At 72.3% G+C, this 13,874-nt stretch carries 13 protein-coding genes; 10 read left to right on the top strand and 3 right to left on the bottom strand.

Annotated features, from left to right (window positions below; genetic code table 11):
* The first annotated feature begins 185 nt into the window (after window positions 1-185).
* Window positions 186-1,097 (top strand): diacylglycerol/lipid kinase family protein, encoded by a 912-nt coding sequence (locus KDN32_RS00960; RefSeq protein WP_307853603.1) that lies wholly within the window; start codon window positions 186-188, stop codon window positions 1,095-1,097.
* A gap of 15 nt (window positions 1,098-1,112) precedes the next feature.
* On the opposite strand, the gene KDN32_RS00955 is transcribed toward KDN32_RS00960, so the two are convergent.
* Window positions 1,113-2,093 (bottom strand): helix-turn-helix domain-containing protein, encoded by a 981-nt coding sequence (locus KDN32_RS00955; protein ID WP_211730258.1) that lies wholly within the window; start codon window positions 2,091-2,093, stop codon window positions 1,113-1,115.
* A gap of 311 nt (window positions 2,094-2,404) precedes the next feature.
* Here KDN32_RS00955 and lysS point away from each other — a divergent pair, with 311 nt between their 5' ends.
* Together lysS and KDN32_RS00945 are read left to right on the top strand one after the other, a co-directional pair.
* A complete protein-coding gene (gene lysS / locus KDN32_RS00950) occupies window positions 2,405-4,111 on the top strand; it encodes a lysine--tRNA ligase (protein ID WP_211730257.1) in 1,707 nt (568 codons plus the stop codon).
* A gap of 221 nt (window positions 4,112-4,332) precedes the next feature.
* Entirely contained in the window at window positions 4,333-5,385 is a 1,053-nt protein-coding gene (locus KDN32_RS00945) for a type IV toxin-antitoxin system AbiEi family antitoxin domain-containing protein (protein ID WP_211730256.1), read from the top strand.
* A 141-nt stretch (window positions 5,386-5,526) separates the two neighbouring features.
* On the opposite strand, the gene KDN32_RS00940 is transcribed toward KDN32_RS00945, so the two are convergent.
* A complete protein-coding gene (locus KDN32_RS00940) occupies window positions 5,527-5,991 on the bottom strand; it encodes an acyl-CoA thioesterase (protein ID WP_211730255.1) in 465 nt (154 codons plus the stop codon).
* A 51-nt stretch (window positions 5,992-6,042) separates the two neighbouring features.
* Between KDN32_RS00940 and KDN32_RS00935 the strand changes: the two genes are divergently transcribed.
* From KDN32_RS00935 to KDN32_RS00920, 4 genes are all read left to right on the top strand, one after another.
* Window positions 6,043-6,465 carry a DUF3151 domain-containing protein gene (locus KDN32_RS00935; protein ID WP_211730254.1) on the top strand — a complete coding sequence of 141 codons (423 nt, stop codon included), beginning with the start codon at window positions 6,043-6,045 and terminating at the stop codon, window positions 6,463-6,465.
* Window positions 6,466-6,549: 84 nt separating this feature from the next.
* Window positions 6,550-6,831 carry a DUF3311 domain-containing protein gene (locus KDN32_RS00930; protein WP_307853602.1) on the top strand — a complete coding sequence of 94 codons (282 nt, stop codon included), beginning with the start codon at window positions 6,550-6,552 and terminating at the stop codon, window positions 6,829-6,831.
* Complete coding sequence (mctP, locus tag KDN32_RS00925; protein ID WP_211730253.1) at window positions 6,828-8,546, top strand: monocarboxylate uptake permease MctP; 1,719 nt, start codon at window positions 6,828-6,830, stop codon at window positions 8,544-8,546. Before KDN32_RS00930 ends, mctP begins: the two co-directional genes overlap by 4 nt.
* 156 nt (window positions 8,547-8,702) lie before the next feature.
* The gene (locus tag KDN32_RS00920) at window positions 8,703-10,217 is read left to right on the top strand and encodes a DHA2 family efflux MFS transporter permease subunit (RefSeq protein WP_307853600.1); all 1,515 of its coding nucleotides are present in this window, start codon (window positions 8,703-8,705) and stop codon (window positions 10,215-10,217) included.
* A gap of 194 nt (window positions 10,218-10,411) precedes the next feature.
* On the opposite strand, the gene fbaA is transcribed toward KDN32_RS00920, so the two are convergent.
* Window positions 10,412-11,446, bottom strand: coding sequence for a class II fructose-bisphosphate aldolase (gene fbaA / locus KDN32_RS00915; RefSeq protein ID WP_211730251.1), 1,035 nt, complete (start codon window positions 11,444-11,446; stop codon window positions 10,412-10,414).
* A 191-nt stretch (window positions 11,447-11,637) separates the two neighbouring features.
* Between fbaA and KDN32_RS00910 the strand changes: the two genes are divergently transcribed.
* The 3 genes from KDN32_RS00910 (at window position 11,638) to KDN32_RS00900 (ending at window position 13,860) form a co-directional block, all read left to right on the top strand.
* Entirely contained in the window at window positions 11,638-12,564 is a 927-nt protein-coding gene (locus tag KDN32_RS00910; RefSeq protein WP_211730250.1) for a hypothetical protein, read from the top strand.
* Window positions 12,561-13,052 (top strand): SigE family RNA polymerase sigma factor, encoded by a 492-nt coding sequence (locus tag KDN32_RS00905; protein ID WP_211730249.1) that lies wholly within the window; start codon window positions 12,561-12,563, stop codon window positions 13,050-13,052. The genes KDN32_RS00910 and KDN32_RS00905 overlap by 4 nt, the downstream gene beginning before the upstream one ends.
* 67 nt (window positions 13,053-13,119) lie before the next feature.
* Window positions 13,120-13,860: a septum formation family protein gene (locus tag KDN32_RS00900; RefSeq protein ID WP_211730248.1), complete on the top strand. Its 741-nt coding sequence runs from the start codon at window positions 13,120-13,122 to the stop codon at window positions 13,858-13,860.
* Window positions 13,861-13,874: the final 14 nt, after the last annotated feature.

The following is a 13,874-nucleotide window of genomic DNA, read 5'->3' as shown; positions in this document are numbered from 1 at the left end:
TCAGCCCTCCTCAAGACATTGCGGCGAATGCGTACGAAATGACAGCAGCCCCGGCACAAGGCGCCGGGGCTCTTGCGGCCACACGCTACCGCACCTCGCCGGCCCCGCCATCCCCGCGAGCGGGCGCCGGACGTCCCACCCCGCGGCGCGCGGCGCGGCCACGACCGGTCGGCTAGGGTCCGGCCGTGCGCTCCCTGCTCGTGATCACCAACGCCGACGCCGGCACCTCGGACGAGGAGAACCTCGCCACGGCGCTGGCGGTCCTGCGCGAGGAGGCCTCGGTCGAGGTGGCCCGCACCTCCAACCCCGGCGAGCTCGACGGCGTGCTGCACCGAGCGGGCGGTCGTACGGTGGTGGTGGCGGGCGGCGACGGCAGCATGCACGCGGTCGTGACCGCGCTGCACAAGCGGCGCGAGCTCTCCGGCACGACCCTCGCCCTGCTCCCGATGGGCACCGGCAACGACTTCGCGCGCGGCAACGCGATCCCGCTCGAGATCGCCGACGCCGCCCGCCTGGTGCTCACCGGGGAGGCGCGGCCGGTCGACCTGCTCATCGACGAGCCCGGCAACGTCGTGGTCAACAACGTGCACGTCGGCGTGGGCGCCCAGGCCAGCCGCAAGGCCACGAAGTGGAAGAGCCGGCTCGGCTCCGTCGGCGTCGGCAAGGTCAACCTCGGCAAGCTCGGCTACCCGATCGGCGCGGCCCTCTCGGCGTTCCACCCGCCCAACTGGCGCCTGCGCGTCGAGCTCGACGGCGAGGTCGTCAACGACGTCGACCGCCCCGTGCTGATGGTGGCGATCGGCAACGGCGGCAACGTCGGCGGCGGCACCGAGCTCAACCCCGAGGCCGACCCCGAGGACGGCCGCCTCGACGTGATGATCAGCCGCGCCGTCGCCCCGACCGCCAAGATCGGCTACGTCGTCGGCCTCGCCCGCGGCCGCCACGACGAGCGCGACGACGTGGTCACCCTGCGCGGTCGCTCGGTGAAGGTGAGCGGCGACGAGTTCTGGCTCTCGGCCGACGGCGAGATCTCCGGCCCGGAGCGCAGCCGCAGCTGGCGCCTGGAGTCCGCGGCGTACCGGATGATCCTGCCCTGACCCGATCCGGGGCGGTCAGAGCCAGCCGCGGTGCGCGGCCTCCACGCCGGCCTGGAACCGGGTGTCGACGTCGAGCTCGTCCATCAGGGCGGCGACCCGGCGGCGCACGGTGCGCAGGCTGATGTCGAGGTTGCGGGCGATCTGCTCGTCCTTGACGCCGTCGGCGAGCTCGGCGAGCAGCAGCCGGCGCTGGTCGTGCTCCGGCAGGCGGCCGACCCCTGCCTCGACCCGCCCGGCGGACTCCCACAGCAGGTCGAAGTAGGCCTGGAACATCCCGACCACCGCCGGCTGGCGGAGCACCACGCGCCGCTCGGAGCCCACCCCGAGGGGCTCCGGGACGATCGCGCGGCGCGGACCGACGATGACCAGGCGGGTGAGCACGCTGGGCACCACCCGGATGTCCTCCCCGATCGCCGCTCGGGTGCGCAGCATCTCCGGCGCCTCCCTCAGCGCCCTGGCGGGGTAGATCGCGCGGACCCGGCGACCGGCCCGCACCGCGTTGCCCACGGCGACCGCCATCTCCGACTCGCTCGGGAAGCGCCACTGGTCGGGGCGCAGGAAGCTGAGGTCACCGCGGTTCTCCCGCACCCACTGGGCGATGAGCGACGGCACGTCGGCCATCCCCGACACGTCGCCGTCGACGAGCTGCTCGTGGGGCACGTGCTCGTCGCGCACCTCCAGCAGCCCCGGCAGCACGTCGGCGATCCGGCTGAGGTCGCGGCTCGCGACGAGCAGCTTCTCCGCCTGCTGGGCCAGGGCACGACTGGTCGCGGTGGCGGGGTCGACGACGTGCAGCACCCCGTCCTCGACGCTGGCGATGCTCAGCGCCAGCAGGGGCCGCAGCTGCGCGAGCAGCTCGTCGAGCGGCAGCAGCAGGCTGGCCGCGACCTGCTCGACGGGCTGGCCGGAGCCCGGCAGGATCCTGCGGTAGAGCGGCTCGACACGGTCGGGCAGGCCGAAGGCCGCCACCGTCCGGCCGTCCTCCGCGCGCGCCATAGTCTGGCATCTTAGTGTCATCGGCCACTTCTGGACACCGGTTCGAGCACTCGTGGTGGCACAATCCTGCCGAACCACTCGGGGAGTTCCACGCGGACGCGGGGGTGACTGCGTGGACTTGTCCGAGCACGGACCAACGAGTGGTGGCGTCGGAGCCGCCACGGGGGACGGCTCCGACGTCCCCCTGAACAGCGGCTCCGACGCCGATCTCCCCGGCCCTCCACCGCGACCCGTCCTGCGCCGCCGCGCGGTGCGTCCCACGGCCCGCACCGATCGCGTGCGCGGCGCCCGTCCCCGATAACCTCTCCCGCATGGCGCGAGGTGGGCAGCAGAAGGGTGATCCCGTCGACTGGGTGACGCGGGCGGCGGACGACGCCGTACGCCACGCCGGCGAGGGCAACCTCGTGACGGTCGCGTCCGGCGCCTCCCCGAGCGGCCCGATCCACCTGGGCAACCTGCGTGAGTTCATCACCCCGCACTTCGTCGCCGAGGAGCTGCGCCGCCGCGGCGTGCCGGTGCGCCACCTGCACTCCTGGGACGACTACGACCGGTTCCGCAAGGTGCCCGCGGGCGTCCCGGCCGAGTGGGCCGACCACATCGGACGGCCGCTGACGGCCGTGCCCGACCCGTGGGAGTGCCACGACAGCTGGGCCGCGCACTTCAAGGCGCCGCTGCAGGAGTCGCTGCGCGAGCTCGGCGTGGAGATGGAGGAGGTCTCCCAGACGGAGATGTACACCTTCGGCGCCTACCGCGACCAGGTGCTGCTCGCGGTCTCGCGCCGCGCCGACATCGAGGCCGTGCTGGCCCAGCACCGCACCAAGAAGGTCACCGCGGGCGAGGACGCCTCCGAGCAGGAGGCCGCCGACCTCGCCGACTCGGTCGCCAACGAGGACGCCGGCGCCGCGGACGCCGACGCGATCGCGCGCTTCCCCTACCGGCCGTACTGCCGTGAGTGCGGCCGCGACACCGTCACCACGACCGCCTACGACGACGCCACGACGACGCTGTCCTACACGTGCTCCTCGTGCGGCTTCGAGGGGACGACCGACCTGTCGACCGACACCGACGGCAAGCTGGTGTGGAAGGTCGACTGGCCGATGCGCTGGGCCTTCGAGAAGGTCGACTTCGAGCCGGCCGGTCGCGACCACATGACGCCGGGCTCGTCCTACACCGTCGGGACCGAGATCGCGCCGTCGATCTTCGACTGGCGCGCCCCGGCCCGGGTCATCTACGCCTTCGTCGGGTTCGCCGGCGTGCAGAAGATGTCGTCGTCGGCGGGCGGCGTCCCGACCGCCACCGACGCGCTGCGCGTCCTCGAGGCACCGATGCTGCGCTGGCTCTACGTCCGCCGCGCACCGACCCAGGCCTTCGACATCGACTTCGGACCGGCCGTCGTGCGGCTCTACGACGAGTGGGACGCGCTCGGTCGCAAGGCCGCCGACCCCGAGAAGACCGACGTCGCGACGCTGGCCTGGCACCGCGCGTCGTCGACCGCCGCCGCCGGCACGCTGCCCACGCCGGCCGTCCCGGTCCCGTTCCGGACGCTGTCGTCGGTCGCCGACGTCACCGCCGGGTCGGCCGACCTGATCTCCCGCATCATCGAGTCCTCGGGCTTCCCCCACGACTCCGTCGACGACCTCCAGCCGCGGCTGGCCAAGGCGATGCAGTGGACCGCCGAGCACGTCCCGGCCGCGGAGCGCACCACCGTCCGCGAGACGCCCGACACCGACCGGCTCGCCGCGCTCTCCGAGGACGAGGAGCTGTGGCTGCGGATCTTCCTCGACCGCCTCCCCGACGGCGGCGACCTCGACGAGGTGACGGCAGTCGTCTACGGCACCCCGAAGGTCGCCCGCGGACTCGGCTTCGACGACGCCCCGACCGACCAGGTGAAGGCCGACCAGAAGGACTTCTTCCGGCTGCTCTACCACCTCCTCGTCGACGCCGACCGGGGTCCGCGCCTGCCGACCCTCGTGCTGGCTCTCGGCACCGAGCGGGTGCGCCGGCTGCTCGGCGGCTGACGGCGGCTGGGGCCCCCGCCTCAACGAGCGGGGTCGAGCGGAGGATTCTCCGCCTGACGCACGCCAAGGCGTGTGTCAAGCGTCAACGGAGTGTTCCTAGTCCCGACTTGCGACCACAGGACGGGCCGGCGGACGTCCACAGCGTGCGCTCGCGAGCACTGTCCACAGCTGTCGTTCAGTGCCGGTCGCGTACGCGTGCGAGAGCCGCCATGGTCACTCGCATGAGACCAGCCCTTCATGCAGTCGCAGCCCGGCAGCACGGGATCTTCACGCGCGCCCAGGCGATCCGGTCCGGCTACACCGAACGCGAGGTGGCGGCGCTCACCAGGCCTGACGGGCAGTGGGCGGTGGTGCGGCTCGGGGTCTACTGCGAGCGCTCACTGGTCACTCCCCTCGACCTGCAGTCGAAGTGGTTGCTGAAGGACCACGCGGCCGTGCTGTCGTCGCGCCGACCCGCCACAGCCAGCCACGACTCGGCCGCGCGTCTGCTGCGCATCGACACCCTCGACACGTCCGCCCCCGCGAGCCATCTCACGCTCTTCGGGCCGCGCGGCAGTCGTACCAACGGCGGGCTCACCCGACACCGGGACCAGCTGCCACTGTGCGTGGAATGCGTCGACGGTGTCGTCACCACGTCCTATGCGCGGACCGCGATCGACATCGCGAGGTGGCACGGCTACCGCCATGGGGTGGTCGCCATCGATGCCGTGCGCCGGCTCGGCGTACCACGGTCCGACCTCGAGGCCGAGCTCGAGCGCATGCGACAGCACCCCCACATCGCGAGGGCGAAGGCCGCGCTGGCCGACTCGGATCCCGGGGCCGAGTCGGTGCTGGAGACGCTGGGGCGCGAGCTCGTCGCGTCGCTGGACATCGGCGACGTCGAGACGCAGTTTGCCGTACGCATCGTCGGCGACCGCGTGGTGTGGTGCGACATCCGGGTCGGCTGTCACTTCTTCGAGTGCGAGGGGAAGCTGAAGCTGGTGCCTGTCTCGCGAGGTGGCGTGGCCGAGGAGCCGCCCGAGGTCGTGCTGTGGAAGCAGCAGGCCCGACGTACGGATGTCTGCGCCGAGGGCTTCGGCATGTCCCGCATCGTGTGGGCGGACTGCTTCGAGCCCGGCTGGGAACGGGCGCGCGAGCGGCTGCGTCGCGAGTACGCCGTCACCGTGGCACGCTTCGGCCGGACCCCCACCCCCGAGCAGCTCGAGTTCGCTGCGAACCATCCTCGACGCCGCCGCGCGACCCTGTGGACTCCCGAGCTCTCTGCCGCGGCGTGACGCCAGACCAGGTCGAACTAGGACACAGCCGTTGACGCTAGGCGCACGCTATGGCGTGCGTCAGGCGGAGATGTCTCCGCTCGAGTCGAGGCGTTGACGCCTGGCTGCGCGGGCTGACCGCAGGCGCTCCGGCAACCGGACTCAGCGGCGGAAGCCGACCGGGTCGCCGGCGTACGCCTCCAGGTCGGCGCGGACCGCGTCGCTGATCGTCCAGGCCGAGGCGGCGTGGTGGTCCCAGAGGACGTTGACGCACTCCCAGACGGCCGCCGGACGACCCCCGTCCTCGACGCGCAGCTCGGCGGAGACCGTGAAAGACGACGAGCCGACGCGGGAGACCCAGAGCGTGGCCAGGAACGGCTGGTAGGGCACGAAGCGCATCTCGGCGTGGTACTCGATGGTCTGCGACGCGACCAGCTCGGAGACCCCGGCGTCCACACCGTGCAGCAGGCCAGACGCACCCTCGGGGAGCCCGGGGAGCCGGGCGAAGCGCAGGAACTCGTAGCGGGCCTCGTCGAGCACGCGCACGGCCTCGACGTTGTCGACGTGCCCCGCGAGGTTGATGTCGCGGAAGCGTGCCTGGATCTCGGTCGTGAACGTCTGGCCCATGCAGGGAATCCTCCCCGACCGCGCCTGCGGGGCGGGTCCTAGGGTGGCTCCATGACCACCGGTTCCTTCGGCGGCGACCTGATGGCAGGTCCCCCGCCCACCCACCTGCCCGCCGACCCCGCCGACGCCGCGCTCGCCGCCGGCGAGGCGCCGGCCGCGGTCGTCCGCCAGCACCCGGCCTCACCCGCCGCGTGGGCCGCGCTCGCCGCCCAGGCCAAGGACCAGGGGGCTGACGACGTCACCGTCTACGCGTACGCCCGCGTCGGCTACCACCGCTCGCTCGACATGCTGCGCCGCAACGGCTGGAAGGGCCACGGCCCGGTGCCGTGGGAGCACGAGCCCAACCGCGGCTTCCTGCGCGCCCTCGCCCTGCTCGCGCTGTCCGCCCGCGCGATCGGCGAGACCGACGAGTGGGAGCGCTGCTCGACCTTCCTGCGCGACTCCAGCCCCGCGGCGGCCGACGAGCTGCTCTGACCACTCGTCGCACCACCCCGCCCGCTGGTCTCGCCACCGCGCGGGGTGGGTGACGGTCGTCACGCCGGGGGTAAGGTCGCGCGGGTGAATCCCGGGAACACACCTCCGCCGCGCCCCGAGCAGGGCCCGCCTCCGACCGACAAGACCAAGATGGCCATCGCCGCCGTCCTCCTCGTCATCCCGATCGTCGCCCTGCTGTGGGTGCCGTCGTACGCCAGGGACGAGCCCGAGCTCTGGGGCTTCCCGTTCTTCTTCTGGTACCAGTTCCTCTGGGTCTTCATCTGCTCGGCCCTGACCTGGGCGGCCTACAAGCTCACCCTCTCGGCCCGCGGGCTGACCACGCACAAGGCGGGTGAGGACCGATGACGCCGCAGCTCACCGTCCTGGCCGCCGACACCGGCGGCGTCAACGGCGTCGCGCTGGCCGTGCTGATCGCGCTGTTCCTGCTCGTCAGCGTCGCCGGCTTCATGGCCTCGCGCTTCAAGCGGGGCGAGTCGCTGGAGTCGCTCGACGAGTGGGGCCTCGGCGGTCGCAAGTTCGGCACGTGGATCACCTGGTTCCTGCTCGGCGGCGACCTCTACACCGCGTACACGTTCGTGGCCGTGCCGGCGGCGATGTTCGCCACCGGGGCCGTCGCCGGCTTCTTCGCCGTGCCCTACACGATCGTGCTCTACCCGATCATCTTCATCTTCATGGCGCGGCTCTGGTCCGTCAGCCACCGCCACGGCTACGTCACGACCGCCGACTTCGTGCGCGGCCGCTACGACAGCCGCGGGCTCTCGCTCGCCGTGGCCGTCACCGGCTTCGTCGCGACGATGCCCTACATCGCACTCCAGCTCGTCGGCATCCAGGCGGTGCTCGAGGTGGCCGGCGTGGGCGGCGGCGACAACATCGTCGCCAAGGACGCACCGCTGTTCATCGCGTTCGCGGTGCTGGCCGCGTTCACCTACTCCAGCGGCCTGCGGGCGCCCGCGGTCATCGCGTTCGTGAAGGACATCCTGATCTACCTCGTGATCATCGTCGCGGTGATCTACCTGCCCGGCCAGGTGGGCGGCTGGGACAACATCTTCGGCGCCGCCCAGGAGAAGATGACGACGGTCAACGAGGCCACCGGCAAGCCGACGGGTGCGTTCCTGCCCGGCGTCGGCCAGGGCTGGGCCTACGCCACCCTCGCGCTCGGCTCGGCCATGGCGTTGTTCATGTACCCGCACTCGGTGACCGCGTCGCTGTCGTCGAGCTCGCGCAACACCATCCGCCGCAACGCCGCGATCCTGCCGGCGTACTCCTTCGTGCTCGGTCTGCTGGCCCTGCTCGGCTGGGTCGCGATCGCCGCCGGCACGCAGCCGATCGGCCTCGACGGCGAGCCCAACGCCCAGCTGGTCATCCCGCAGCTGTTCGAGGACATGTTCCCGGCGTGGTTCGCCGGGGTGGCGTTCGCCGCGATCGCCATCGGCGCCCTCGTGCCGGCCGCGATCATGTCGATCGCCGCCGCCAACACCTTCAGCCGCAACATCTACAAGGAGTGGATCAAGCCCGACGCCACCCCGAAGCAGGAGGCCAAGGTCTCCAAGCTGATGTCGCTGCTGGTCAAGGCGTTCGCGCTGGTCTTCGTGCTCACGCTCGACAAGCAGAACGCGATCAACTTCCAGCTCCTCGGCGGCATCTGGATCCTGCAGACCTTCCCCGCCGTGGTGTTCAGCCTCTTCACCCGGTGGTTCCACCGCTGGGCGCTGCTCGCGGGCTGGGCGGTCAGCATGGTCTACGGCACGGTCGAGGCCTACCAGGTCATCAACCCGGTGACCGGGAAGCACTTCGGCGGCTCGCTCGCGATGGTCCCCGGCCTCGACGAGATGGGCTACATCGCGATGACCGCCTTCGCGATCAACCTGTTCATCGCCGTCGTGCTCAGCGCGATCCTCAACGCCGCGAAGGTCGCCAACGGCTCGGACGAGACGATCCCGTTCGACTACTTCGCCGACGCCGACGACCCGCGCGTGCAGAAGGACCTCGCCGAGCACTCCTCGCACGGCGAGCCCTACGGCGACCCGGACGACATCCCGGGCAACGCGCCGGCGCGCTGAGGCCGTACGTCCGCGGTTCGTCCCGCTGGTCGAGGTGCGAGGGCGTCTGCGCCCGAGCCTCGAGGCCCGACTGGCCTCGAGGCTCGCTGCGCTCGCACCTCGACCGGCGGACGCTCGGGGGGAATCGATGTCGGACCCGAGATGTTCACTGGTCTCGTGACCGCGAGCACTGCCGAGACCCAGCGCACCGACCCGTGGCCCGCCCTGTGGGCGCTGTGCATCGGGTTCTTCATGATCCTCGTCGACACGACCATCGTCACCGTCGCGACGCCGGCGATCATCGAGGACCTCCAGGCCGGGGTCAACGAGGTCGTGTGGGTGACCTCGGCCTACCTCCTGGCCTACGCCGTCCCGGTCCTGATCACCGGGCGGCTCGGCGACCGCTTCGGTCCCAAGAACCTCTACCTCGCCGGCCTGACCGTCTTCACGCTCGCCTCGCTGGCCTGCGGCCTGACCACCACGATCGAGGGCCTGATCGCCGCCCGTGTCGCGCAGGGCCTCGGCGCGTCGATGATGACCCCGCAGACGATGTCGGTCATCACCCGGATCTTCCCGATCGAGCGCCGCGGCTCCGCGATGGCGCTGTGGGGCGCCACCGCCGGCGTCGCCACGCTGGTCGGCCCGATCGCGGGCGGTGTCCTGGTCGACACCCTCGGATGGGAGTGGATCTTCTTCGTCAACGTGCCGGTCGGCGTGGTCGCCTTCGCGCTCGCCTGGCGGCTGGTGCCGAGCCTGGAGACCAACCAGCACCGCTTCGACTGGCTCGGCGTCGCGCTGAGCGGCCTCGGCATGTTCCTGCTGGTCTTCGGCATCCAGGAGGGCGAGCAGTACGACTGGTCGACCATCGCCGGACCGTTCACCGTGTGGCGGCTGATCGTCGCGGGGCTCGTCGTGCTCGCGCTGTTCGTCGTCTGGCAGGCACGCAACCGGCGTGAGCCGCTCGTGCCGCTGAGCCTGTTCTCCGACCGCAACTTCTCGGTCTCCAACCTCGCGATCACGACCGTGTCCTTCGCCTTCACCGCGATGGGCTTCCCGCTGATGCTGTGGGCACAGCTGGTCCGCGGCTACTCCCCCACCGAGGCCGGACTGCTGCTCGCCCCGATGGCGGTCACCTCGATCCTCGCCGCTCCGGTCGCCGGCCGGCTCACCGACCGGGTCCACCCGCGCCTGCTGACCGTGGGTGGGTTCGCCGGTCTCGGCGTGGCCCTGCTGGTGCTGCAGGCGGTGCTGGCGCCGGACACCCCGCTGTGGCAGCTCGTGCTGGTCTTCGCCCTGATGGGCCTCGGCAGCTCGTTCCTGTGGGGACCGCTGGCCACCACCGCCAACCGCAACCTCCCGCCCCAGCGCGCCGGCGCGGGGTCGGGCGTCTACAACGCGACGCGCCAGGTCGGCGCCGTCCTCGGCTCGGCGGCGATCGCGGTGCTGATCGACGCGCGGCTCGCGGCCAACGGGCTGTCCTTCTCGCCGTCCGAGGGCGCGGCCGGCGGGGGCGCGCTGCCGGCCCAGGTCGCAGGGCCCTTCACCGAGGCGATGGCGCAGTCGCTGCTGCTCCTGCCGGCCGTGCTGCTGCTCGGCCTGCTCGCGGTGCTCCTCTTCGAGCGCCCGCGCCACTTCGGCGCCGCGCCGGCTCGCGAGGGTGCGGCGGTCGCCGCGGAGCCCGCGACGCCCTGACGCCGACCCGCGCGGCGTCGTACGTCGCCGCGTACGCCTCGACGCACGCGAGCGGTGCCCCACCCACACTCTGGGTTCAGAGAATGTGGGTGAGACACCGCTCGTACGTGCGTCGGCGCGGGGCACGCCGGTGAGCGGTGCGTGACCCACCTTCCGCCGCGACAGAAGGTGGGTGGGACACCGCTCCAGGAGCGTCAGCCGGCGAGCGAGGTCCCCGCGGAGCGCAGGTTCTGGCAGGCCTCGACGATCCGCTCGGCCATACCGGCCTCGGCGGCCTTGCCCCAGGCGCGCGGGTCGTACTGCTTCTTGTTGCCGACCTCGCCGTCGACCTTCAGCACGCCGTCGTAGTTGGCGAACATGTGGGCCGCGACCGGGCGGGTGAAGGCGTACTGGGTGTCGGTGTCGACGTTCATCTTCACCACGCCGAAGTCGACGGCGTCGCTGATCTCCTGGGCGGTGGAGCCGGAGCCGCCGTGGAAGACCAGGTCGAACGGGCGGGCGTCGGAGCCGAGACCGAGCTCGGAGGCGGCGGCCTCCTGGGCGGCCTTGAGGATCTCCGGGCGGAGCTTGACGTTGCCCGGCTTGTAGACGCCGTGGACGTTGCCGAAGGTCAGGGCGGTCATGTAGCGGCCCTGGTCGCCGCCGCCGAGCGCCTTGATGGTGGCGATGGCGTCCTCGGGCGTGGTGTAGAGCTGGTCGTTGATCTCGTTGGCGACACCGTCCTCCTCGCCGCCGACGACGCCGACCTCGATCTCGAGGATGATGTGGGCCGCGGCGCACTTCGCGAGCAGCTCCTCGGCGATCTGGAGGTTCTCGTCGAGCGGCACGGACGAGCCGTCCCACATGTGCGACTGGAACAGCGGCGCCTCGCCGCGGGCCACCCGCTCGGCGGAGATGTCGAGCAGCGGGCGCACGAAGCCGTCGAGCTTGTCCTTCGGGCAGTGGTCGGTGTGCAGCGCGATGTTGACCGGGTAGTTCTTCGCGACCTCGGCGGCGTAGGCGGCGAAGGCGACCGAGCCGGTCACCATGTCCTTCACCGACGGGCCGGAGAGGTACTCCGCGCCGCCGGTGGAGACCTGGATGATGCCGTCGGAGCCCGCGTCGGCGAAGCCCTTCAGCGCGGCGTTGAGGGTCTGCGAGGACGACACGTTGATGGCCGGGTAGGCGAAGGACTTCTCCTTCGCGGCGTCCAGCATCTGGGCGTAGACCTCGGGGGTGGCGATGGGCATCGGGGCTCTCCTCTGAAGCGGTGCAGCGAGTGGTCCGGAGGGTGGCCCGACGCGGGTCCACCCGACGCCGCCCACCCTAGTGGCTACCCGTCGGTCGCCCGCGGGCCGAATGCTCCGCGGTCGGTGACAACCGATCCGGGGCCCGCTCCGTGTCCACCGGTGCGACACTCACCACGGGGGAAGGACCCGGCATGGACACGCAGATCGACTGGCACCACGAGCTCGACTCCTCGTTCGGCCAGGGGCCGGAGGGCGCCTCCGCCGACTACCTCGACGCGGGCCACCGGGCCGTACGCCGACGCCGCGCGGCCGTCTCGGTGGCGGGCCTCGCGGCCGCCGTCGTCGTCGGCGGCATGGTCTGGTCGCTCACGCCCGGTAGCGCCGCACGCAGCGGCGGGGTCCCGGTCGCGACGCAGCCGCCGGCGCCCAGCCCGACCGCCACCCCGACCTCGGCCACGGCGGAGCCGACGACCAGCCCCACCGTGGCCGCGCTCCCCACCCGGCCCGCCGACGTCAGCACCGCCACCGCGGCGCAGCGCGACGAGGTGGCGGGTCCCGTCCCGGTCGCCACCACCGCGGACGGCGCGCTCCTCGTCCAGCGTGGGTGGACGGTGGAGAGCGTGGAGCCGGTGGCACGCACGACCCGCGACGGCGTCGACGTGATGCGCCAGTGGGCGCTGGTGGTCTCGTCGACCGGCACGCCCGACGAGGACACGTGGGTGCTGGCGACCTGGCACCTGTCCGGCACCTCGTCCGTGTCGTCCGACCCCGCCGGGAAGTCGACGGCCGACCTCGACACCTGGGTCGCCCAGATGCAGGCGCTCGAGCAGGGTGACGCGCCGACCCCCGTGGCCCACACCGAGGGCGGTCGGTTCGTGGCCGACACCGATCTCGAGGTGATCGAGGCGGTCGCGCACCCCGAGCAGGCCGCGGCCTACGGCCCGGTCGGGGAGGCGGTGGCGGCGAAGGTGCGCCTCGCCGACGGCACGGTGCTCTTCGTGCTGGCCCGGGCCGAGGACTCGCTCACCGTCGAGCCGGCCGTGCTCGACGCGCCCACCATGACCGCCTTCCTGCGCCACCTCGCGGCCCAGGCCGACTCCGGCGAGGGCGTGCGATGAGGCGCGCGGACCGCGACGCCGCCTTCAGCGAGTTCGTCGCCGCCCGGCAGCGCCACCTGCGCCGGGTCGCGTACGCGCTGTGCGGCGACTGGCACCGCGCCGACGACCTGCTGCAGACGGCGTTCACCAAGCTCTACGTCGCCTGGCCCCGCATTCGCCACGAGGGAGGCGAGGAGGCGTACTGCCGCCAGATCATGGTGCGGGCCAACATCGACGAGTCGCGGCGACCGTGGCGGCGCGAGCGCCCCAGCGACGCGCTGCCCGAGGTCGCGGCCGCCGCACCGACCGCGGTGGAGGAGCGCTCGGCCCTCTTCGCCGCCCTCCAGGACCTGCCGGAGCAGCAGCGCAAGGTCGTCGTGCTGCGGCACTGGCTGGGGCTGTCGGTGCGCGAGACCGCCCACGAGCTCGGCATCACCGAGGGGACGGTCAAGAGCCACAGCAGCCGTGGGCTGGCGGCGCTGGAGTCGGTGCTCGCGCGCCAGCGCTGAACGGGCCGCCGCGCCACGACCCGTGAGGTGGTGGCGCGGCGGGCCACCGCCACCTAGGTTGCGGCCCATGACACGACGACTCGGGGCCGGTGCCATCGCCGCTGCGCTCCTCATGACAGCCCTCACCACCTTCGCCACGTCGACGGCCGCGGGGGCCGCCGACCCGGCCTTCGGTGCACCGGCGGTGGGACAGTGCTCGGCCATCACCGCGCCGGAGATCCAGCTGCCCACCTACAGCGGGGCGCCGGTGGACTGCGCCGGCGAGCACACCTCCCAGGTGATCGCGGTGGGCCAGATGCCGGCCGACCTCGGCTACGAGGACAAGGGCCTGGCCCGCTTCGCCCTCGAGACCTGCTACCCCGCGCAGAAGCAGGTGCTCGGCACCAAGCTCCCCGGCGTGCGGCTCACCGCCTACGACCTGGCCTACTTCGCGCCGACCGCGGAGCAGCAGGCCGCGGGCGCCCGCTGGCTGCGCTGCGACCTCGTCCTGCGCTCCGACGACGTGCTGCTGCCGCTCCCGGCGAAGCTCGACCTCGGCCGCAAGCCCTACGCCAAGGGCGTCTCGCGCTGCCTGGCCGGGCGCGACTTCCACGTCACGGTCTGCTCGGACAAGCACACGTTCCGGGCCACTGCCGCGCTGAAGGTGAAGGGCAATGCCTACCGGAGCAAGAAGGCGTGGACCAAGCTCGGCACCGAACGCTGCCGCGCCGTCACCCGTTCGCGGACGTACCGCTTCAGCTGGCCCTCCAAGGTGAGCTGGAAGGTCGGCGACCGCTCGCTCGTCTGCTACACCCAGACCCGCCGCTGAGACCTGCCGCTCCA

Source organism: Nocardioides palaemonis, from assembly GCF_018275325.1.
Classification (GTDB): domain Bacteria; phylum Actinomycetota; class Actinomycetes; order Propionibacteriales; family Nocardioidaceae; genus Nocardioides; species Nocardioides palaemonis.
Note: the sequence above shows the minus strand (reverse complement) of the source record. Positions and strands in the feature narration are given on the sequence as shown.